Here is a 20,434-nt window from a genome sequence, read left to right as displayed (position 1 = left end):
AGTCAGTTCTATTCATGGTCGACTAGTTTGCTAGATCAGCGGGGACTGCCACGGTTTTGAGGGTGTCAGATAATTATACAAATGAAGGTCTTGTTTGGATGAAAAGGTAGGGTTTAGTTTTTATTTAATTGATTTTTATATAAAAACAGTTTTTGGTGTTAAATGTGCTTGTTCAGTTCAAACGCTGCTGTATTTTTAAGTTTTATGAGGGGGAAACATGAACATGCTAAAAACAAACGGGCTTTTGGCCCTAGTGATGACTGGATGGTGCGCATCTGCGCAAGCCATACCTTATCTTCAGCTGGATATTAGTCCAGGTACTTATGTCACCGGATCTGCCGATACCGTTGCGACGTCCAATCCTTTCACCCTGTATGGGTTGATTGACACATCGGGGAATGGGACTGACGGTAATGGCAATAACAACAAAGTTACATTTGACCAAAACGATGATTTCTTCATTTCGATAGCGATATTGGGTCTTCAAACTGGGCAGACTAGTTTTGGCAGTTTTGAATTCGGTGGAATTAGTTTTAATAGTTTATCTTCGCAATTTAAATTTGGTGCTCCACCCGATCCTACAGGCGATCTGGCGAAACACGGTATTTACAATACATGGTTTACCGAAGTGTTGTTTAATCTACCAGCAAATTTGGATCCGATAAATGTGTTAGAATATAACGTCCAAACGGATCCTGGCGATCCAGTTTTTAACACAAGTGGCACCTTGGCGGCTATTTCTGCTTTGGTAGATATATCTAATTTAAATGCTGGATTAACGCTGCATTTTGATTTTTATACAACTAAGTTAGAGCAAATACCCGGCACCGGTACTCCGAATAAACCTGCTGAGTTTAGAGTTGCGATTGATCAATTTGCCCCATTCTCCCATGATGCGACAAGCTGCATAGCGGGAGACACTAATTGCGGCGGCGACGATCTTCCTCCGGAAAGAATCCCCGAGCCTAGCGCCGTTGCATTATTGGGTATAGGCCTATTGGGCATGGGTTTGGCGCGCAAAGGCAGACGTCAGGTAGCTTGATAAACTCAGTGTCGGTTTTGTTTATACCGCAAAAAAAACGCCGACTTTGTCGGCGTTTTTTTTGCGGGACGTTTTTAGTGGATCTGTGTTGCTAGGCTAACTGTCCTGGTGTTAATGCCAACAGACTCACAGCAATGTTTGAAGTATCTAATTACACTTTTTCCCAATCGAAGAGTTGCTTGCTTTAAGGAATACAGAAAGTCGCGTCCCGCAGTGGATGTGGTTTTTTAGCCTGAATCGAGTGTTGATTGTGGTAGTTTTAAATCGAAAGTGAGATAGGGGTGTGTTATGAAAAGAAGAAATTTATACATATTAGGTTCCGTTCTTTTAGCGGTGCCTGCCGTCATTTATTTGAACAAGTATTTAGAGGAACACTTTTACGAGTCGATCAATAAGGATATCGCAGAACATCCAACCGCTGCCGGTCCCTTAAAAACCTGGAAAGCCGGTCAAATATTAGTGCAACCCAAAGCGGGCTTGCCGGCTGCGGAGTTTGAAAAAATAGTGAAGGGCCACCAAGGCAAAGTGGCGGAAAAAATCGGCAACTTGCCGGTGCATATCATTTCGGTGCCGGATCATGCCGAAGAGGCTGTAGTCCGGGCACTGTCCAAAAATCCGCATATTGAATTCGCGGAACTGGACATGGACCATGAAATGAGTGCCACGCCCAACGACCCCTTATTTGGCAGTGCATGGCATCTGCCAAAAATTCAGGCGCCAACCGCCTGGGATGTGGCCAACGCGGCGGGGATCACCATTGCAATACTGGACACGGGCGTCGAAGCATCTCATCCGGATTTGGCGAATCAAATGGTGCCGGGTGTGAACGCGGTGGATAGTGGTGCGGATACCTCGGATATCGAAAGTCATGGCACCCAGGTCGCCGGTTCGGCCGCTGCCGCATTTAATAACGGTGTCGGGGTGGCGGGTATTGCCGGTAACGCTAAAATCATGCCGGTTAGAATTACCAATAGAACCGATGGAGTTGCCAGTACCAGCGATATTACCCGTGGTTTAAATTGGGCGGCCGATAACGGCGCCGATGTGGCGAATATTAGTTATGCCGTGAGTGGTAGTTCATCGGTGACGACAGCGGCGCAGTACATGCGCGGCAAAGGCGGCGTGGTCGTGGTTGCCGCAGGCAATAGTGGTATCGATCCGGGGTATGCCAACAATCAATATATGATCACGGTTTCGGCTACCGGTGGCGACGATGTCAAAGCCGGTTGGTCGAATTACGGCGCTGTTGTCGATGTGGCCGCGCCTGGGGTCTCGATCCAGACCACCTCGGTGGGAGGCAGTTATGCAGCGGTGAGCGGTACGTCATTTGCTAGCCCCGTTACCGCCGGTGTGGTGGCATTGATTCAATCAGCCAATCTAAAATTGACGCCCGATCAAGTGGAAAAGGTATTGGAGTCGAGCGCCGATAAAGTTTCGGGTGTTGATTTCGATCCTAACTATGGTTATGGCCGTATCAATGCGGCGGCAGCGGTACAATTGGCTATAAATACCACGGCTGTCGATAGCCAAGCCCCCACCGCAAGTATTACCTCGCCTAGTGGCGGTAGTGTGGTGAGCGGTATCGCTTCTGTCACTGTCAACGCTGCCGATAACGTTGCTGTCAGTCAGGTTTCGCTGTTTGCCAATGGTAAGTTAGTGGGAACCGATACCACAGCACCTTACCAATTTAGTTGGGATACCAGTGCCGTAGCCAATGGCAACGTGAGCTTGACAGCAACAGCCACTGATGCGGCGGGTAATAATGGCTCAGCCGCGTCGGTAACCGTCAGCGTCCAAAATCAAACCAGCGCCACAATTACTGATCAGGCTGCGCCTACCGTGGCAATTTCTAATCCGGTCGGCGGCGCGAAAGTGAGCGGTGTAGTGGGTGTTTCCGTTGCGGCGAACGATGATGTGGCGATTGCCAAAGTGCAGCTATCTATAGATGGCAAATTAATGGCAGTTACCACTAACAAAACCTTGAGTTATAACTGGAATACCAAAAAAGCCTCGGCCGGTAGCCATTCACTTCAAGCAACGGCTACTGATACGGCGAATAAAACCTCGACTGTGACAGTTCAAGTAACTAAATAATGGCTGTCTGAAGAAGTTGTTAGCTTATCTTTAGTCTTTTTGGGTCAGGTTGTTTGCTGTAGACCCAGAACAAAGTAGGGGCGAATTTATTCGCCCCTACTGCTTTTACTGCTCTTAAAATAAGTTAAGCCATATTCATGAGATAATATTTCCATGAAATGTAAACGAGATTCAGACGGCCGGGAAATTGATCACCATACTCTGCAAGTGATGCGACAGCAGGCGGTCAAAGCGGTGAAAAATGGGCAGACGGCGGCCAGTGTGGCGGCAGCGATGGGCGTCAACATTCGCACGGTGTTTCGGTGGTTGTCCGACTTTGCAACCGGCGGTCAAAATGCCCTGCTGGCCAAGAAGATTACGGGCCGCCCACCGCTGGTGACGCCCGACGAAATGCGCTGGATCGCCGAGACCGTGCGGGACAAAACACCCTGGCAAATGAAATTGGAGTTTGGCTTGTGGACCTTGTCGCTCATCGGGGAAGTCATCTATCGCCAGTTTGGCAAACGCCTGACCGCGCCGAGTGTGGGACGGATCATGCGGTTGCTGGGGTTTACCCCGCAAAAACCCTTGTATCGGGCTTGGCAGCAGGACCCGGTCTTGGTGGAAAAATGGCAGTCGGAGGAGTTTCCTGCCTTGAAAGCCGAAGCCAAACGCACGGGTGCAGTGATTTATTTTGCCGACGAAGCCGGCGTACGTTCTGACTTTCATGCCGGTACTACCTGGGCGCCGGTCGGTCGGACGCCGACCGTGAAGGCGACCGGGCGGCGATATGGTTTGAATCTGATCTCTGCGGTCAGTGCGCGGGGCGATTTTCGCTTTATGGTCCAGGAAGGCAACGTCACAGCCGACGTGTTTATCGAATTCCTGAAACGTCTGCTGCGCGGTGCCGAACAGCCTATCATCTTGGTCGTCGACGGCCATCCGATTCACAAAGCCAAGAGCGTTAAAACGTTTGTGGAGCAACAGCAAGGTCAGTTGCAGTTGGTTTTTCTACCACCGTACGCGCCGCAATTGAATCCGGACGAACAGGTCTGGGGCTATATCAAACCGCGCGTCGCCAAGCAAATGCCAGAAAATAAAATTGAATTAAAGAAACTCGTCCAATCCGCCATGCATCGCTTACAGAAACTCCCACATGTCGTGAAATCTTTTTTCAGACACCCAGAATGTCAATATGCAGGTTAGTGACAATACTTTCTTTAAGAGCAGTAAGAAACTTGTTTGGTCGCTCACGGCTCTCATCTCGACCTGATTGGATTAATGGTTGCATTAATTCACGGGCGGTCATAAGCAAAAATGTCTGGTACAGGGGGCGTAAGGCTCCAAATCTTAATGGCGCTAGCAAATGGAGTGGCTGTTTTGTTGTTTGTCGATAGCCCTTCGTTGATTGAAAAGTTCCCATAAAGTTGTCGGTCAATATAGGTCTGCTTTCAGGTCGTGTGCGGCGTGAGCATTACAGGTAAACCATACATCGTCGCGGCTGATATCCCATGCGTAACGAAACCCGCTCCTTGTAGTTCATCACGGTGAAGGCCAAATTGTCGCCACCTTTAGTTGATTAGGCGCGCTTCGCAAAGTGTGCGGCATTCGTGGTATTCCAGTAATAGACTATTCCCAGTTCTTAATCCATTCTTAATCAAGAAAACAAGAAAACTGTTTTAAAATAACGGGTTATTTAACCGTTTAATAAAAGGCATTTTTATGTTCAGAGTGACAAGTATTCTTGTAATGGGTTTATTGAGCCAGTCGGAGGGCATGGCGCAAGGGTATGGTTACTATGATCTCGCGATCGATGGTGCTGTCACTAAAACCTGGAAAGCCGGTCAAATATTAGTGCAACCCAAAGCGGGCTTGCCGGCTGCGGAGTTTGAAAAAATAGTGAAGGGTCACCAAGGCAAAGTGGCGGAAAAAATCGGCAACTTGCCGGTGCATATCATTTCGGTGCCGGATCATGCCGAAGAAGCTGTGGTGCGTGCGCTGTCTAAGAATCCGCATATTGAATTCGCGGAACTGGACATGGACCATGAAATGAGTACCACGCCCAACGACCCCTTATTTGGCAGTGCATGGCATCTGCCAAAAATTCAGGTCCCAACCGCCTGGGATGTCGCCAATGCGGCGGGCATTACCATTGCGATACTCGATACGGGCGTCGAAGCGTCTCATCCGGATTTGGCTAACCAAATGGTGCCGGGTGTGAACGCGGTGGATAGTGGTGCGGATACCTCGGATATCGAAAGTCATGGCACCCAGGTCGCCGGTTCGGCCGCCGCCGCATTTAATAACGGTGTCGGGGTGGCGGGTATTGCCGGTAACGCTAAAATCATGCCGGTTAGAATTACCAATAGAACCGATGGAGTTGCCAGTACCAGCGATATTACCCGTGGTTTAAATTGGGCGGCCGATAACGGCGCCGATGTGGCGAATATTAGTTATGCCGTGAGTGGTAGTTCATCCGTGACGACAGCAGCACAGTACATGCGCGGCAAAGGCGGCGTGGTCGTGGTTGCCGCAGGCAATAGTGGTATCGATCCGGGGTATGCCGACAATCAATATATGATCACGGTTTCGGCTACCGGTGGCGACGATGTCAAAGCCGGTTGGTCGAATTACGGCGCTGTTGTCGATGTGGCCGCGCCTGGGGTCTCGATCCAGACCACCTCGGTGGGAGGCAGTTATGCAGCGGTGAGCGGTACGTCATTTGCTAGCCCCGTGACCGCCGGTGTGGTGGCATTGATTCAATCAGCCAACCTAAAATTGACGCCCGATCAAGTGGAAAAGGTATTGGAGTCGAGCGCCGATAAAGTTTCGGGTGTTGATTTCGATCCTAACTATGGTTATGGCCGTATCAATGCGGCGGCAGCGGTGCAATTGGCTATAAATACCACGGCTGTCGATAGCCAAGCCCCCACCGCAAGTATTACCTCGCCTAGTGGCGGTAGTGTGGTGAGCGGTATCGCTTCTGTCGCTGTCAATGCTGCCGATAACGTTGCTGTCAGTCAGGTTTCGCTGTTTGCCAATGGTAAGTTAGTGGGAACCGATACCACAGCACCTTACCAATTTAGTTGGGATACCGGTGCCGTAGCCAATGGCAACGTGAGCTTGACAGCAACAGCCACTGATGCGGCGGGTAATAATGGCTCAGCCGCGTCGGTAACCGTTAGCGTCCAAAATCTAATTCAAGCTAATCTGAAAATTGCCGATCTGACACCGCCCGCTGTGACTATTTCAAATCCGGTCAACGGCGCAAAGGTGAAAGGTGTAGTGGGTGTTTCCGTTGCGGCGAACGATGATGTGGCGATTGCCAAAGTGCAGCTATCTATAGACGGCAAATTAATGGCAGTTACTACTAACAAAACCTTGAGTTATAACTGGAATACCAAAAAAGCTGCGGTTGGGAACCACACGATTCAGGCGGTTGCGATAGACACCGCAAATAATACTGCCAATATCAGCATTCAAGTCAGTAAATAGCTTTTAATCGTATTGGTTCGGAGAGTCGGGCGTGTAAATGTAGGGTCTGCGGAAGTAAAGTCCGTTATTAAAGGCTCATAGACTGGGTGTGTCGAGATTTTTTACAGCGCTGTCAAGTTCATCTGATGTGTCATCCGGTACAATAAGGCCTCTTTAACCGCGAATACCGATTATCAAAACCATCATGAACGACTCTATTATCTACGCGCTGGATTTTGACGGCGTCATCTGCGACAGTGCGATTGAAACCGCGATCACTGGCTGGAAAGCCGCCGCAACTATCTGGAATGACATGTCGGAGGTCGCGCCGCAATCTGTGATAGAGCATTTTCGCGAAGTGCGCCCCATCATCGAAACCGGCTACGAAGCCATTCTGGTGATACGTTTATTGCATTTGGGAGAAACGACCGAATCCATCTATGGGGGCAGCTACAGCGATAAAGTTCAAATGTTATTGCAACAAACGCAACTCACGATTGACGATTTGAAAAAAATATTCGGTGAAACTCGAGACCGTTGGATTACCGCCGATTTGGTCGATTGGATCGCAATGAACCCCTTGTATCCCGGTGTTGCCGAAAAACTGCGTCGACTGGGACAGCGGCATACTTGGTATGTGATCACGACCAAGCAAGAACGTTTCGTGAAAAATATCCTGCAAGCCAATGCCATCGAATTGGTCGGCGAGCGGATTTTTGGCCTGGACCGCAATATGAGTAAGCCCGAGGTATTGAATGGGCTGAGAGCGCAGCATCCTGGGTTGACTATTCACTTTGTCGAAGATCGCTTACCGGCGCTACAAAACGTGCAAAAGCATCCGGAATTGGTCGATGTAAAACTGTCGTTTGCTTTATGGGGATACAACACTGCCGAGGACAAGGCGCTTGCCGCACAACAGGGTTTTGTTGCGGAACAGTTGGAAGCGTTTTTAAACGGAGTTTGATTTCCAGAAACATTAAATGGGCTTCGACGTTACTCGAAGTGTCGCCAGTTTTGTAATTCAATGCTATTTAACTTGGCCGGAATTGCAGCGCTATGCGGTTTATGGTCTGTCTGTTTCCGTTCCGGATGCGCTTAAATAGTAATACCCGTCACCATGACTAACCACCCGCTGATAGGGCAGGGCGTCCAGTTCAGCCAGATAGACGATGGCGTGGGTTTTGATCAGGCAATACACCACGTCTCCTTCCTGCAAGGCCATGCTCTGACAGGCACCTGGGGTGATTTCCACCAGCAAGGTGCCGCCGCAATCGACTTGCACGAGCAGGCTTTCGCCGCTGGGGATGATTGCGCAGATCCGGCCCTTGAGTTGATTCTGAATCGAGATGCCGTCGATATAAGCCCGCGATAGTGCGATGTCGTTGGCGCGGATCGAGACTTGGGTGTGGCTGCCGACCGTAAAATGGGGGCGTAGCGGCAACGCCAAGGGCAGTCCGAAGCTATCCGCCAGGCTGCAACCGGCTTGGTAATCGTGATCGCGAATGCTGACCGGCAGAATGTTGTCGATCTGGCGAATGCCGAGATAACGCAAAATACCTAGATGTTTAGCGACGGCCTGTAAAGAGCCGCTACGCAGGATTTGGCCATGTTCCAGTACGATCAGTTGGTCGGTCAGTTCCAAAATCTCGCCCAGCGACTGACTGGCGTATAACACCGGCAAGCCGAATTCGTCTTGCAGGCGTTTCAAAATTGGCAGCAGTTGCGAGCGGTAGCCATGGCCGATGGCGGCGAAAGTCTCGTCCAATAACAATAATTTCGGCGATTTCAACAAAGAGCGCGCCAGCGCCACCCGCTGGCGTTCGCCGACGGACAGCCGTTCGATGGGCTGTTCGAGGTTGGCGCCAAGCTCCAACAGCCCTACTAAATAATCCAGTTTGAACAGACGGCGTTGTTTTAAGGTCCGGTGATAAATGGAGTTCAAGTTTTCGCGCACGGTTTCGGTGGCATCAGCGCAATCGGCCTGTAATACCGCGCCGATTGGTCGTTGCTCGCGCGGCATCACGATGCCTTTGCGGCTGTCGAACAGAATTTTGCCATCCAACTGAATATGGCCACTTTGCGGCTGAATAGTGCCGGCAATCAAGCCCAGCAGCGTGCTTTTACCGGCCCCGGATTGGCCGAATAAACCCACGCTGGTATCGCCGAGCGATAATTGCGTGGTCAAGTCGAAATGACCGCGACGCAGTTTGACATTCATTTCCAGTAACATGACCAGACCTCCGGTACAGATAGTCCGCCCGGCCTTGGCCGGGCAGAGCCCCGAAATTAACCTTGCACGCCCAGGATCACCGCGCCGGCCTTGAATACCGCCGTGGCGGTTTGGCCTTTGCGCAGTCCCAATGTTTCGACGCTGTCGTTAGTGACGGTGGCCGCCACTTTATCGCCACCGGGTAGGGCGATATCGATTTCGGTGTTGACCGCGCCGGGTTTGACGTCCGTGATGGTGCCTTCCAACTGGTTGCGCGCCGAAATCCGGTAGCCGCCAAAATCGGTGACGATAATCACTTGCGGGGCTTTGATCAGCGCGATCACTTTTTTACCGGTTTCGATCGCCAAACTATCGATAGAATCCTTGGTGACGGAGGCGACGATGGTTTCGCCGCCTTTTAAACCGACATGGACTTCTGCGTTGACTGCACCGATCACGACTGCGCTGACAGTTCCGCTAAATTGATTACGTGCACTTGCTTTCATACGATGACCTCATGGGTTAATAATTAGGAGTTTTTATTCAAACGCATTAAACGGGCGACGTGGCTAATTGAACGACGGTAAGGCATAACCGTACTTTTCAATAATCGCCAAGGCCGGCGGCGATTTCAGAAACGCCAGCAAGGCTTGCGCGGCCGGATTTTCGGCGCCGGTTTTCAGCAGCACCGCGTCTTGCAGAATCGGACTATGCAGATTTTCCGGGACGATCCAGCCGGAACCGGTGCCGACCTTGCCATGGTCTATCACTTGCGATAAGGCGACAAAACCCAGCTCGGCATTGCCGGTACTGATGAATTGGTGGGTCTGGGCGATGTTTTCGCCTTGCACGAATAGCGGTTGCAGTTTTTCCAATAAGCCTTGGTTTTTCAAGACTTCCACGGCCGCCGCGCCATAAGGTGCCAATTTCGGATCGGCCAAGGCCAGATGCTTGAAGTCGCCCTTGGCCAGAATTTGACCTTGCTCATCGACATAGTCAGGATTGTTGGACCATAACACCAATTTGCCGATCGCATAAGTAAAACGGCTACCGGCCACGGCCAAACCCGATTGCTCCAGTTTCAAGGGGCTTTTGTCGTCTGCCGACAGAAACACTTCGAACGGCGCGCCGTTCTCGAACTGGGCGACGAATTTTCCGGACGAGCCGAACGAAAGCTTGGCACTATGACCGCTGGCTTTTTTGAAAGCCTCGGCGATCTCGGTCATGGGTTTGGTAAAGTTGGCGGCCACGGCGACCAACGTGGTTTCAGCTTGCGCAATCGCGCTCAGCGACGCTAGCGATATAGCCAGAATAACCCGGTTTAAAGCGATAAACGACATTATGTTTCTCCTCTATAAAAACTGATCGGCAGGTGCTAAAACCGTAACTGGCTCTGCACATAGAAATAATCGACATCCTCTTTAACTGCTGGTGCCGATGGTGCTTTTTTAGCAAATTCGCCTTTGAATAAATGTGCCCAACCGGTTTCGAAATTCAGGCTGCTGTTGAAATCCCAGCGCGCCGTTAATTCCAATTGTTGGCCGATATAGTCTCCGCTGCGACCGTTGACGTCTTGCAGCCCGGCACTAGTCCAGCTGTCTTGATTCGATGCCAGCCAATAAAAGCGATGGCTCAAGCCCAGTTGGACGTCGTTGCGCGGTGCGGCGCTGATACGATAGCCGGGCGTATTGATGTTGCTGCGGGCGAAAGCGCCGTAGATGCCGGTGGCGCCGAATTCGAAACGGCGGGCACCATATAAAGTATCGAAACGTTGGTCTTGATTGTCGTTGGGATTGTGGTCGCCGCTGGCATAGTCGTATTCCAACGCTAGACGCGGCGACCAGGGTACGTCAAAGGTATAACCGACATCGATATGTTGATACCAGGCGGCATGATCCAAGTCGCGGCCGTTGCTGGCAGCGGTGCTGGAGCGGACCGAGCCGAGCTGGCCGATAGTTTCGGTTTGAAAGTCGAACTTCGCCTTCTTGGGTTTGATAAAAATCCGTAAACCGGGCGTGAAGTAACGGCGATTGCGGGTCGGGTTGCGGATACTGTCGCCTTCGTCAAGGTGGTATAGATAAACTTCGCTGTTGATACCCCAGGCCAGGTTGTACAGTTCCAGAAAGCCGCCGGAAAACCAGGTGTGAGTATCTTCCTCGTCGAACTCGTGGGTCTCGTCGAGAAGGTCTGCGGATGCAGTTGGATAGCGGTTGACCGGCATCGTCACGAAGCCGGTGAACTGCCAATTATCGTAATCCAGCAGCCGCAGTTTTATTCCGGTAAAGCTGTTGATGGTATTGCGCATCGCGTTTCTGGCGAGCAGGCGGCGGCTGCCAAGATTCAAGCTCTGCCGGCCCGCGACCACTTCGGCGCCGATGCCGCTATAGAACAGATTTTGATCGGCCCAGGCCAGATAACCCTGAATGAAATCGGCCTGATCGGCATGGGTGTTGTTGATGCCGGAGCCGCTATCGGCCCCTAGGGCGCGAGCGTCCAGAAATTCTGCGCCGAGCCGAAACTCACCCAGATTGGCTTGCAGCCACAAATCGGTTTGCAGCGGAATTTGTTGATCACCGCCCTTGCCGTTGGCCTTGAATTGGCCGTCCTGGGTTTCGTAACGGGTACGCTGCTCAACCGAAAGCGACAACCATTTCGGCAACTTCAATGTTTCGTGGAGATTCCAGACCGGTTTCTCATATTTATCGGAGCCCAGCAAAGCGTCTGACATCTGGCTTTCAAAAGCAGCGAATGGTGGTCGGGTATAAGTTCTCTTTTCGGCTGCCTGAGCAGGGATTCGGTCCATCATACATATGCCGCTAGCCAGGGTAGTGCCAATAATCTTGTGTAACAGCGGTTTAGGAAAACATGTTTTTGGAGCGGTCATGGATCACCTATAATCGAAATTAAATACGCTGCGCGAGCAGTAGTTGTTATCGAATCGGCGTCGGTTTCTCGATTGAACGAAAACAAACGACGCTTACAGTTTACTTTTCGTTATGTATCAAAGTAAATAACGAATTTCAAAAATAACTTGTTTCTCTTATGGGAATAATGGTGGTCTGTAACGCCATCGGCGATTTTTCAATGCAGCGCATTTAAGTGAGATTATTGATGTCCGTAACCAAAATTGAGAACTCCACCCCATGGCTAGAAGGTGAACTGCGGCTAGTTGGTAGTCTGGATAGTCGTATGATCGGTTTATTGCGAGCGATAGAGCAAAGCGGTTCGCTGAATCAGGCCGCAAAGCAGGCCGGGTTAAGCTACAAAGGCGCTTGGCAGATAATAGAACGGGCCAACAATCTGGCGCCCAAGGTGCTGATCGCCACGGCCACTGGGGGCAGCAAAGGAGGGGGTACCAGGCTGACCGCCGCCGGCCAGGCCTTGTTGCAGTTATTTACCCGATTGGAGCAGCAGCATCAGGCATTTTTGCGGCAGCTCAATCAAAGCTTGGCCGACGATCCCGACGTGATGTTGCTGCTGAAGCGCCAGGTGATTAAAACCAGCGCCAGAAATCAGTTATTCGGGAAGGTTACCGACATTCGCCTGGGCGCAGTCAATGCCGAAGTGTTTTTCTCGTTGAAGGGCGGCGAACAGTTGATAGTCAGCGTTACGTTGCCTTCGCTGGATTATCTGGGGATTAGCGTTGGCGGCGATGCAGTTTTGCTGATCAATGCCTCGGATATCGTCGTGATCGACGATCAACCGGTTTTGTTGTCGGCGCGTAATCGTTTGGATGGACAAGTCATTCGAGTGCAATACGACGGGGTCGATTCGGAGGTGATCATTCAATTGCAGAGCGGCGAAACCATAGCTGCCACCGTCTCCCAAACCAGTGCCGTGGCCTTGGTGCTCAAGCCCGGCTGCCGGGCTTCGGCGATTTTTAAAAGCAACGCGGTAATCTTGGCCGCGATGGCATCCTCCGGCACATTGGCCCCGGGCCGCTAAAGCCTTTTCGTTCTAAACCCTACAAACCGCCGGGCGTCGTTTATTGGTAATTGTCGTGTTTGCGACATTGTCGGGCGGCTATGCCGCCAAATCGGTTATTTCCTCAAATTATTTCGATTGCTCGCTTCAGCCAAATCCTTATCAACCTTGGCTTTGTTAGGGTTTTAAATATCTGGCAAGTGTTTTGCTTGATAGCTGCTAAATATTTCATTCATTACCTTTCATTGGGGATTAAAGCAGATGCTACTTGAAAAATACGACAGCCAAGGCCTTTTGTGGATTACAACGCTAGTGGGCAAGACCAGCAAAGCCGGGCTTTCTGCGTTTCGCGGCGACTTGGTGTTGATCGAAGGAGAATTGCGCGAAGGGTCGACGAATATTCGCGACCGGAAAACGCCTGAGATGGTGATTAATCAATCGGCAATATTGGCTGATAGCGACAAGTTTTTATTCGTCAACGGTTTGTTTTTCCAACTGGAAGATTTACCAATCTTCGTCGAAAAATATAAAGAGGTGTTGACTCCCGAGACGGCAACACTGTTTTATGTGCAAAACATTGCCAAGCCGATGCAAGTGGTTGTCGACGGCGTGGTCTTTAACCTGTTGCCTCATCAGGAAGGGATGGTTTGGAACCTGATGTTGGAAGAGCTTTATATCGAAAAATCCGATCTGAAAGGCCAATCCGGTGAAGACAAAGTGATTACCGTTTACGAAGCCGCCAAGGGCTATAAAATCAAAGCCGAGCCAATCAGCCTGGAAGCCGCGCTGGCGCAAACCATCGAAGTGAAGAAAGACTTAGCAGTTGGGCCGGTTTAAGTTGGGTTCCGCGGTCCTTTAAAGGGGAATGCGCCATGAAAAATTTTAAAACTATTTCCGCTGTTGATTCCGAAAAGCTGATCGCCGAACAGCAACCGATGATATTGGATTGCCGCGACCTGAAGGATTACCGGGTCGGGCATATCGACAATGCCATGCATGTCCATGAGCAATTGCGCGATTCGCTACTAAAAACAGCCGATAAGGCCAAACCTATGCTGATTTACTGCTATTACGGCCATGCCAGCGAGCACTTGGCTGAAATGTTCGGCGACTTTGGCTTTAAGCAGGTGTACAGCATGGCCGGCGGTTATGCCGACTGGAAAGAACAGCACAAACTATAAAGGTAACGCTATGGAACAATTATCACGAGATTTGGCTTTGCGTATCGCGCTGGCCTCGCGGATTTTGCCGGGAGTGGATGTGCCGAAGCTGATCGGTGTGTTGCACGAAAAAGTCGGTTCGCCGTTGGACGACGAAAAACTTAAATCGATCACCGTCACCAACTTGAAGACCGGCATCGGCAGTTTGGACGGCGAGGAGGACGGCGAGGATATTGGCATCGGTTTGGAAAACATCAAACTGGCTGTGCGCTATCTGTGGGGTGAGGAAGAAGGCGATGAAGGTTTGCCGGAAATCATGCCCTACAAGGAAGGCGATATTCCTGAGTCGATCCGGGTCGCCATTGCCTCCAATAGCGGCCAGCTTTTAAACGGCCATTTCGGCTCCTGCATCCGGTTTTTGGTCTATCAACTGTCTCGCGACGATATGCGCTTGATCGACATTCGTTCCACATTGGAAGCCGATAGTGCCGACGACAGAAATCTGTTCCGGGCCAACATGATCAAGGATTGCCATGTGCTGTTCGTGCAATCTATCGGCGGGCCGGCGGCGGCCAAGGTGATACGCGCCGATATTTATCCGATCAAGGAACCGGATGTGATCGATGCGGTGGAAAAACTCACCGAGTTTCAAAAAGTCTTCGATGCCGCTCCGCCGTGGATGGCGAAAGCCTTGGGTAAAAGCGCCGAGGAGCGCAAGCGGTTTGCTCATCAGGAATAGAGACCCTAGCATTCGGTGTCTTGTTTTCCGGGTTGGCGGCTGGGTCTTCTTGACTTAAACCCGGTCGCCGAGCTGGCTTTGTTCTTAAGCCGGCGTTCAAACAATCAATTGTCCCTGGTTGGCGGCTAAAGCTATCGTCGCCACCGTGCCGGCGTTGAAGGCCAGATAATCCGCTTCGATGCCGTCCGAGAAGATCACGCCGTTTTCCGGCATTTGCGATTCCAGGGTCAGCGGCGTCTTGGGCGTGATCGCACCGAACACCAGGCTGGTGCCGGTGATTTGGCTGGGAAAAGGTTCGCGTACGGTAAATTGCAAACGTCTTTCGTGCCAGGCAAAGCCGTTCTTGAGCGGATGAGACTCGTTGCCGGCCACGCCCAAGGCCCCGGCCAGGATGGACTGAAACCAGCCGGTCGAACCAAAGCCGGTGGAAACGATGATGCCCGACGACGACTGTGTTTCCTGGCGACCGTCCCAGGACAACAGGTAGCGGGCCGAGGTATGGCTTTTCGGACCGATAAACAAGTCGTTCACCGCCAGCATGCGTTGGCCGTCGTTGGTCTTGGCCTCGGCGAAGCTGATGGTTTTGCATGCCGCTTTACCGGCTAGGGTGCGTGTCACCACGGCCGGTAAATCGCCGATTTCGAAGGGTAGCAGTTTGCCGTCCCAACGCTCCGGATCGGGGTTGATGGCGATCACCGGTTGGCCGTTCAGATATTTTAAGGTATTGGCGACCAGGCCGTCCTGGCCGATGGTGACGACAATATCGGCCGGACCGAACTGGTAATTGGGCAGCAAACGGCGTTCCAACAACTGAAACCGACCCAGGGATTTCAATGTCCGTTCCGCCTCCTGCAAGCGGCGTTGATACAGATCGTGCTCGTCCAGATAGTCCTGGGCATCGACCTGATTGTGCTCAAGATAAAAGCGGGCTTGCGGCCAAGTGTTGAAGCGTTCGATCAATTCCTGCAACCGGGTTTTGCGCGTTACCAGAATAAACCGGTATTGAAGATTTCCGCTCATCAGCTACGCACCGATTTTTTCAGCATTTGTCCAAACAAATCGGGCGTGATGTTCAATTCGCCGATCTTGCCGGCGTTTTGTGCCAACGATTCGAAGGCCATCGCCATCAGTTGTTCGGGGTCCATTTTAGCTAGTGCCATGGCTCTAAGGTTTTCCACCGGCAACTCCCTGAACGCCTTCATGCGTTCGGTAATCGCGTACGCTTCCGCATCGGCTTGCTGGCGGCTGTTTTCGCTGTTTAAAGTCACCAATGCCTTGCGTTGGGTTTCGGCGGCGATCTCGGCCTGCAAGCGCTCGCGTTCGGTTTCGACTTTTCCGCGCTGGATGGTGCGCTCGTTGAGGATGCGCGATTCCTCGATTTCCTGTTCTTTTTGCTGCACCGATAACTCGGTTTGCAGTTCGGCTTCCTTGATGGTGCGTTCCTGTTCGACCGCGGATTTACGCCGATCGTAAATCGCGTCGTCGGCTTCCTTCAAAATTGACTCCCTGGCTTCCGCCTCCAAAGCGCGGGTCGTTTCCGGGGTCGGTTGCACGGCGCTGATCGAGACATCCAGCAAGGCAATGCCCAATGCCGCCAACGGCGAATCCCCGACCAGTTGTTCCCGGAGCAGGGTGACCAAGGTTTGCCCCAGTTTCAAGGCGTCGCGCAGCCCGCTGGTTTGGACTTTATTTTGGACGATGGATTGCACGATGCGAATCACTCGATCTGACAGTTTCAACGGGTCTTCCGAAACATAACTGAGGCCGTCGTTTTTCAGGCTGTAATTCAGCATCTCGGCCATGGTTTCCGGCGCGGCCACCCGATAGGTAACCTGGCCTTGCACGGTCACTGCCTGAAAATCTGCCGTCAGCAACTTGAAAATGAACGGTGCTTCCTGGGCGTTGACCGGCACCGCCGCGATCGAAGCGGTGGCGACGTTATAGAAAAAACTCAGGCCTTTGCCTTTCTTGCGAATACGGCCGTTGACGGTTTTGATCACAAAGGTTGAAGAGTCCGCTTTGAAGTATTGAATGCCTAACATGATATTGCTCCTAATTGTGTCTAAAAGTCACTTAAGATAAATAGTGACCTATAGACACCTTGTTGTCAAGCACATAAGTGACAATAAGACACAAATTTTTGCGACAATGGCGGTTCTTTGGAAAAAATGCACCGAACTAAAATGCCTATGGACGAAAACCAGTTTTTAGCCGAATACGATAAACGCCGATACGACAGCCCGCTGCTCAGCGTCGATGCGGTGCTGTTTACCTATCACGAAGCCTGTTTGAAAGTGTTATTGGTACAACGCTCGAATCACCCGGAGCTGGGTAAATGGGGCTTGCCGGGCGGCTTTGTCGATTTGCAACAGGATAAAACCCTGGAAGATACGGTGCGGCGCAAATTGAAAGACAAGACCGGCATCGAGCCGCCGTATCTGGAACAACTGCAATGCATAGGTAATGCCAGGCGCGATCGGCGCGGCTGGTCGGTGACCATAGCCTATACCGCGTTGATGGCTTATCAGGCCTGTGAAGCGCATATCGCCAGCGTCGCGGATGTGCAATGGTTGGCGCTGGAGGCAGTCGATCAGATGGATTTGGCTTTCGATCATCAAACCATCATCGGCTTGGCGCGGGAGAGGCTGCGGCAAAAAGCGCTGTATTCCATCGTGCCGGCGTATGCGCTGCCGGAAGCCTTCACGCTGCCGGAACTCCAACATTTGCATGAAGTACTGATCGGCAAGAGTTTGCAAAAAAAATCCTTTCGCCGCCGCATCGAGCAGGCGGAATTGCTGATCGATACCGGCGAAAAACGCTCGGAAGGCGGCCGGCCGGCGAGTTTATATCGGATGAAGCAAACCTCAGGTGGTTACACCTTTGTGCGTAATCTGGAGGATTGAACCGCTGGGCAACGACGGGGCGAAGTGGCGCCGGTTCGTTTCAACAACCACGCCGTTTCGACCACGGATATTCGACTCAGACGATGTCGGCAAATTGTTCGGCAATACGATGAAATTCGGCTTCGCCGCATAAAAATGCCGCGACGATGTCCGGGTCGAAATGGCTGCCGTTGCCTTCGCTGATGATGCTGTTGGCTTGCTCGCGGGAATACGGCACTTTGTAGACGCGCCGGCAGGTCAGTGCGTCATAGACGTCGACCAAGGCCAAAATCCGGGCCGCCAATGGAATCGAGTTGCCTTGCAAGCCGTTGGGATAGCCGCTGCCGTTCCATTTTTCATGGTGGCCGTAGGCTACGTCCATGCCGCATTTGATGAAAGTTTGCGAAGGATACTGCTCGAACACCGTGCGTAGTGTATCGCCACCGATTTGAGCATGGGTTTTCATCACTTCGAATTCGTCCGGGGTCAAGCGGCCGGGTTTTTTCAAGATGGCATCGGGGATGCCGACCTTGCCGATGTCGTGCAGCGGCGATGAGCGCACCAAGTCTTGAGTAAACGCCGGGGTGACGACGCCGCGATATTTGTCGGTTTCAGCTAAAAATCGGCAAATCAGCGCGCAGTATTGTTTTAGGCGTAGCAGATGGGCGCCGGTTTCCGGGTCGCGGTATTCAGATAACTTAGCCAGCGCGGTAATGATTGCGTCTTGGGCATCCTCGAATGCTTCGCGATGCCAGTGGCTTTGCAAGGCAGTGGCGGTCACATCGGCCATGCTGGCCAAGGCTGCTAGCTCATCATTTTCCAGTGCGGCACGATCGCCGGCCAAGTTGACTAAACCCAATACGCCTGCTTTTCCCGGTAACGGAATCGACATAAAGGCCGTTCCGGCAAACAGCGATAGCTCGAACTCACTAAGCACGGTGTCGCCTGATTGACCGGCTTGCCAGATTTGCCTGTCGTTCAAGATGTTTTTGATGATGCCATCCGGGCATTGGCTGGCGTTAAATACCTTGCAGTCGGTTTGAGCCGGATAGCGGCAGCTGAATTGGCTATCCAACTGTGGGCTCAGCCACAGGCTGATGGTGCGTAAACCGGTCAACTCGCCGACGGCGTCGATCAAGGCATCGAGAATGGCCTGAGAATTGCCCATTTGCGTTATGCGGGCGACGTAGCGGTATTGCAGTTGCAAGGCGCGGGTCTTTTGCGCGACCAAGGTTTCCAGCTGGCTGTTCAGCAAATTGAGTTGTTGATTAGCCTGTTGCAACTGGTTTTGCAGAATTTGTTCGGACATCCTCAGCCGATATTGTTCCAGGCCGTCGCTCAGGGTTTCCAGCAACACTTCCTTAGGGCAAGGTTTGTTGAGAAATCGGGAAATATGGGCGTTGTGCAAGGCATTGACGGCAAGATCCAGTTCGGCGCGGCCGGTCAGCATTACCAATACGGTGTCTGGATAACGGCGATGGACTTCGTTCAGAAAGGCTATGCCATCCATGCCTGGCATGTTGTAATCCGATACCACCACGGCAAACGGCCCGTCGCAGGCTAATCTGGCCAAGGCCGCTTCGCCACCCTCGGCGACTGCGATATCGAAATCGCGACGCAACTGGCGTTTTACGCCTTCCAGCAATAGCACCTCGTCGTCGACAAACAGAGTTTTTTGGCTGATGCCGCTGGCCGATTCGGTCATAGATGCTCCAAGGCTAGTCTAATACGGGGCAAGTGCAGTTCGAAGAGGGATATATCGTCAATCTGTGGGTGCAGCTGCTGATGGGCGCGCAGTTTTGCCACGACATGATCAACCCGCCGGCTGCCGGCTGGGATGTCATGCAAAGCGTTTTTTAGGCGTTCGCAGCCAAACATGGTTTGGTCGGTGCCGATTTGTTCGGTCACGCCGTCGCTGTAGACAAGTAGCGATTGCGCTTCGTTAATAGAGTAGCAGCCGACGCTGCCGGTGAAGTCTTGTTCGGCCAGTATGCCCAGCGGTAGATTGGTGGATTGTAACGTTTTCAATACCGCGCCTTGGGCATCCAATAAATAAACGTCGGGCATGCCGCCTTGCCAGACATGGATTTCGTCGCTGTTGAAATCCAATTTGACCAGTAAAGCCGCGCAAAACAGGCCGGTAGGCAGTTTGAGACACATCTTTTCGTTGATGCTGTGTGCCAGCGCTTCGACGCTGGGCTGGCTGCTGCAAAGCACATCGAATATTTCGGCGACCAATAACACCGCCAACGCTGATTGCAAGCCGTGACCGGTCAGGTCGCCCATCATCAAATAAAGCGAGCGCTTATCGGTACTCGTGTGTGTCAGTAAAAAGTCGCCACCCACGGTTTCCTTGGCGGCGATGAAATGATCCAGACCGTCGAGTTCTTCATGACCGTATTGGTTGACCTTGCTGTAAACGATTCTGGCCATCTCCAGCTCGTGTTCCAGCAAATGCTTTTTTTGGGCCAATTTGGCGTTGCTGCTCGCCAATTCCTGGTTTTTTTTTGCCAACTCCTGGCTTAGTCGTTGTTTGGCAAGGATCAAGTGGTATTGCGCCAATGCATCGGCGATGACTTTACGCATTACCTCCACCGGACAGGGTTTGGGCATGTAGCGGAAAATATTGGTCTCATTGATGGTTCTGATCGCCACGTCCAACTCTATATTGCCGGTGAGCATCACCAACACGCTGTCGGGAGATAGGGCGCTCGCCATCTTCAGGAACTCCACACCATTAATACCGGGCATGTTGTAGTCGGACAGGATTACCGCAAAATCGCCGTGTTCGCGCAGCAAGTCCAACGCGGTTTCCGCTGAGTTGGCGGTATGAAGATCGAATTTGCGGCCCAGGGTGCGGCGAAATACATGCAAAATATTTTCTTCGTCATCGACGCAGAGAATTTTATCAGTTGATGTGACTGGCACTTC

18 protein-coding genes are annotated in these 20,434 nt (G+C 51.8%); 10 read left to right on the top strand and 8 right to left on the bottom strand.

The window, feature by feature from the left end:
• Positions 1 to 217: 217 nt before the first annotated feature.
• The 5 genes from QZJ86_RS15590 (at position 218) to QZJ86_RS15570 (ending at position 7,553) form a co-directional block, all read left to right on the top strand.
• Positions 218 to 1,042, top strand: coding sequence for a choice-of-anchor N protein (locus QZJ86_RS15590; protein WP_301671390.1), 825 nt, complete (start codon positions 218 to 220; stop codon positions 1,040 to 1,042).
• A 288-nt stretch (positions 1,043 to 1,330) separates the two neighbouring features.
• Complete coding sequence (locus tag QZJ86_RS15585; RefSeq protein WP_301671389.1) at positions 1,331 to 3,136, top strand: S8 family serine peptidase; 1,806 nt, start codon at positions 1,331 to 1,333, stop codon at positions 3,134 to 3,136.
• Between the two features lie 153 nt (positions 3,137 to 3,289).
• Positions 3,290 to 4,321: an IS630 family transposase gene (locus tag QZJ86_RS15580; protein WP_301671388.1), complete on the top strand. Its 1,032-nt coding sequence runs from the start codon at positions 3,290 to 3,292 to the stop codon at positions 4,319 to 4,321.
• Between the two features lie 516 nt (positions 4,322 to 4,837).
• Positions 4,838 to 6,610: a S8 family serine peptidase gene (locus QZJ86_RS15575; protein WP_301671387.1), complete on the top strand. Its 1,773-nt coding sequence runs from the start codon at positions 4,838 to 4,840 to the stop codon at positions 6,608 to 6,610.
• Between the two features lie 184 nt (positions 6,611 to 6,794).
• Positions 6,795 to 7,553, top strand: a complete 759-nt coding sequence (locus tag QZJ86_RS15570; RefSeq protein WP_301671386.1) for an HAD family hydrolase — start codon at positions 6,795 to 6,797, stop codon at positions 7,551 to 7,553.
• 99 nt (positions 7,554 to 7,652) lie between these two features.
• Here the strand turns inward: QZJ86_RS15570 and QZJ86_RS15565 are convergent, their stop codons facing one another.
• From QZJ86_RS15565 to QZJ86_RS15550, 4 genes are all read right to left on the bottom strand, one after another.
• Complete coding sequence (locus tag QZJ86_RS15565; RefSeq protein ID WP_301671385.1) at positions 7,653 to 8,819, bottom strand: molybdenum ABC transporter ATP-binding protein; 1,167 nt, start codon at positions 8,817 to 8,819, stop codon at positions 7,653 to 7,655.
• Positions 8,820 to 8,875: 56 nt separating this feature from the next.
• Entirely contained in the window at positions 8,876 to 9,304 is a 429-nt protein-coding gene (locus QZJ86_RS15560) for a TOBE domain-containing protein (RefSeq protein ID WP_301671384.1), read from the bottom strand.
• Positions 9,305 to 9,367: 63 nt separating this feature from the next.
• Positions 9,368 to 10,138: a molybdate ABC transporter substrate-binding protein gene (modA, locus tag QZJ86_RS15555; RefSeq protein ID WP_301671383.1), complete on the bottom strand. Its 771-nt coding sequence runs from the start codon at positions 10,136 to 10,138 to the stop codon at positions 9,368 to 9,370.
• Positions 10,139 to 10,173: 35 nt separating this feature from the next.
• Positions 10,174 to 11,526 (bottom strand): alginate export family protein, encoded by a 1,353-nt coding sequence (locus tag QZJ86_RS15550; protein ID WP_320415825.1) that lies wholly within the window; start codon positions 11,524 to 11,526, stop codon positions 10,174 to 10,176.
• A 383-nt stretch (positions 11,527 to 11,909) separates the two neighbouring features.
• On the opposite strand from QZJ86_RS15550, the gene QZJ86_RS15545 reads away from it, so the two are divergent.
• From QZJ86_RS15545 to QZJ86_RS15530, 4 genes are all read left to right on the top strand, one after another.
• Positions 11,910 to 12,743, top strand: coding sequence for a TOBE domain-containing protein (locus tag QZJ86_RS15545; protein ID WP_301671381.1), 834 nt, complete (start codon positions 11,910 to 11,912; stop codon positions 12,741 to 12,743).
• Between the two features lie 240 nt (positions 12,744 to 12,983).
• The gene (locus tag QZJ86_RS15540; protein ID WP_301671380.1) at positions 12,984 to 13,559 is read left to right on the top strand and encodes a hypothetical protein; all 576 of its coding nucleotides are present in this window, start codon (positions 12,984 to 12,986) and stop codon (positions 13,557 to 13,559) included.
• Positions 13,560 to 13,594: 35 nt separating this feature from the next.
• Positions 13,595 to 13,903, top strand: a complete 309-nt coding sequence (locus QZJ86_RS15535; RefSeq protein WP_301671379.1) for a rhodanese-like domain-containing protein — start codon at positions 13,595 to 13,597, stop codon at positions 13,901 to 13,903.
• Between the two features lie 10 nt (positions 13,904 to 13,913).
• Complete coding sequence (locus QZJ86_RS15530; protein ID WP_301671378.1) at positions 13,914 to 14,621, top strand: dinitrogenase iron-molybdenum cofactor biosynthesis protein; 708 nt, start codon at positions 13,914 to 13,916, stop codon at positions 14,619 to 14,621.
• 96 nt (positions 14,622 to 14,717) lie between these two features.
• Here the strand turns inward: QZJ86_RS15530 and QZJ86_RS15525 are convergent, their stop codons facing one another.
• Complete coding sequence (locus QZJ86_RS15525; RefSeq protein WP_301671377.1) at positions 14,718 to 15,641, bottom strand: diacylglycerol kinase catalytic domain-containing protein; 924 nt, start codon at positions 15,639 to 15,641, stop codon at positions 14,718 to 14,720.
• On the bottom strand, positions 15,641 to 16,663 hold the full coding sequence (locus QZJ86_RS15520; RefSeq protein WP_301671376.1) for an SPFH domain-containing protein: 1,023 nt from the start codon (positions 16,661 to 16,663) through the stop codon (positions 15,641 to 15,643). Before QZJ86_RS15520 ends, QZJ86_RS15525 begins: the two co-directional genes overlap by 1 nt.
• 126 nt (positions 16,664 to 16,789) lie before the next feature.
• Between QZJ86_RS15520 and QZJ86_RS15515 the strand changes: the two genes are divergently transcribed.
• Entirely contained in the window at positions 16,790 to 17,524 is a 735-nt protein-coding gene (locus QZJ86_RS15515) for an NUDIX hydrolase (protein ID WP_301671375.1), read from the top strand.
• 76 nt (positions 17,525 to 17,600) lie between these two features.
• Here QZJ86_RS15515 and QZJ86_RS15510 read toward each other — a convergent pair whose 3' ends face one another.
• Positions 17,601 to 19,208, bottom strand: a complete 1,608-nt coding sequence (locus tag QZJ86_RS15510) for an HD domain-containing phosphohydrolase (RefSeq protein WP_301671374.1) — start codon at positions 19,206 to 19,208, stop codon at positions 17,601 to 17,603.
• Positions 19,205 to 20,431, bottom strand: coding sequence for a SpoIIE family protein phosphatase (locus tag QZJ86_RS15505; protein WP_301671373.1), 1,227 nt, complete (start codon positions 20,429 to 20,431; stop codon positions 19,205 to 19,207). The genes QZJ86_RS15510 and QZJ86_RS15505 overlap by 4 nt, the downstream gene beginning before the upstream one ends.
• Between the last annotated feature and the right edge of the window lie 3 nt (positions 20,432 to 20,434).

This window comes from Methylomonas montana, assembly GCF_030490285.1.
Classification (GTDB): domain Bacteria; phylum Pseudomonadota; class Gammaproteobacteria; order Methylococcales; family Methylomonadaceae; genus Methylomonas; species Methylomonas montana.
Note: the sequence above shows the minus strand (reverse complement) of the source record. Positions and strands in the feature narration are given on the sequence as shown.

Excerpts from the sequence above, each read along its gene's own strand:
- QZJ86_RS15560 (WP_301671384.1), bottom strand. The coding sequence starts at position 9,304 with ATGAAAGCAAGTGCACGTAATCAATTTAGCGGAACTGTCAGCGCAGTC.
- QZJ86_RS15550 (WP_320415825.1), bottom strand. The coding sequence starts at position 11,526 with ATGTCAGACGCTTTGCTGGGCTCCGATAAATATGAGAAACCGGTCTGG.
- QZJ86_RS15530 (WP_301671378.1), top strand. The coding sequence starts at position 13,914 with ATGGAACAATTATCACGAGATTTGGCTTTGCGTATCGCGCTGGCCTCG.
- QZJ86_RS15545 (WP_301671381.1), top strand. The coding sequence starts at position 11,910 with ATGTCCGTAACCAAAATTGAGAACTCCACCCCATGGCTAGAAGGTGAA.
- QZJ86_RS15525 (WP_301671377.1), bottom strand. The coding sequence starts at position 15,641 with ATGAGCGGAAATCTTCAATACCGGTTTATTCTGGTAACGCGCAAAACC.
- QZJ86_RS15535 (WP_301671379.1), top strand. The coding sequence starts at position 13,595 with ATGAAAAATTTTAAAACTATTTCCGCTGTTGATTCCGAAAAGCTGATC.
- modA (WP_301671383.1), bottom strand. The coding sequence starts at position 10,138 with ATGTCGTTTATCGCTTTAAACCGGGTTATTCTGGCTATATCGCTAGCG.
- QZJ86_RS15515 (WP_301671375.1), top strand. The coding sequence starts at position 16,790 with ATGCACCGAACTAAAATGCCTATGGACGAAAACCAGTTTTTAGCCGAA.
- QZJ86_RS15520 (WP_301671376.1), bottom strand. The coding sequence starts at position 16,663 with ATGTTAGGCATTCAATACTTCAAAGCGGACTCTTCAACCTTTGTGATC.
- QZJ86_RS15585 (WP_301671389.1), top strand. The coding sequence starts at position 1,331 with ATGAAAAGAAGAAATTTATACATATTAGGTTCCGTTCTTTTAGCGGTG.
- QZJ86_RS15580 (WP_301671388.1), top strand. The coding sequence starts at position 3,290 with ATGAAATGTAAACGAGATTCAGACGGCCGGGAAATTGATCACCATACT.
- QZJ86_RS15540 (WP_301671380.1), top strand. The coding sequence starts at position 12,984 with ATGCTACTTGAAAAATACGACAGCCAAGGCCTTTTGTGGATTACAACG.
- QZJ86_RS15570 (WP_301671386.1), top strand. The coding sequence starts at position 6,795 with ATGAACGACTCTATTATCTACGCGCTGGATTTTGACGGCGTCATCTGC.
- QZJ86_RS15575 (WP_301671387.1), top strand. The coding sequence starts at position 4,838 with ATGTTCAGAGTGACAAGTATTCTTGTAATGGGTTTATTGAGCCAGTCG.
- QZJ86_RS15590 (WP_301671390.1), top strand. The coding sequence starts at position 218 with ATGAACATGCTAAAAACAAACGGGCTTTTGGCCCTAGTGATGACTGGA.
- QZJ86_RS15510 (WP_301671374.1), bottom strand. The coding sequence starts at position 19,208 with ATGACCGAATCGGCCAGCGGCATCAGCCAAAAAACTCTGTTTGTCGAC.
- QZJ86_RS15565 (WP_301671385.1), bottom strand. The coding sequence starts at position 8,819 with ATGTTACTGGAAATGAATGTCAAACTGCGTCGCGGTCATTTCGACTTG.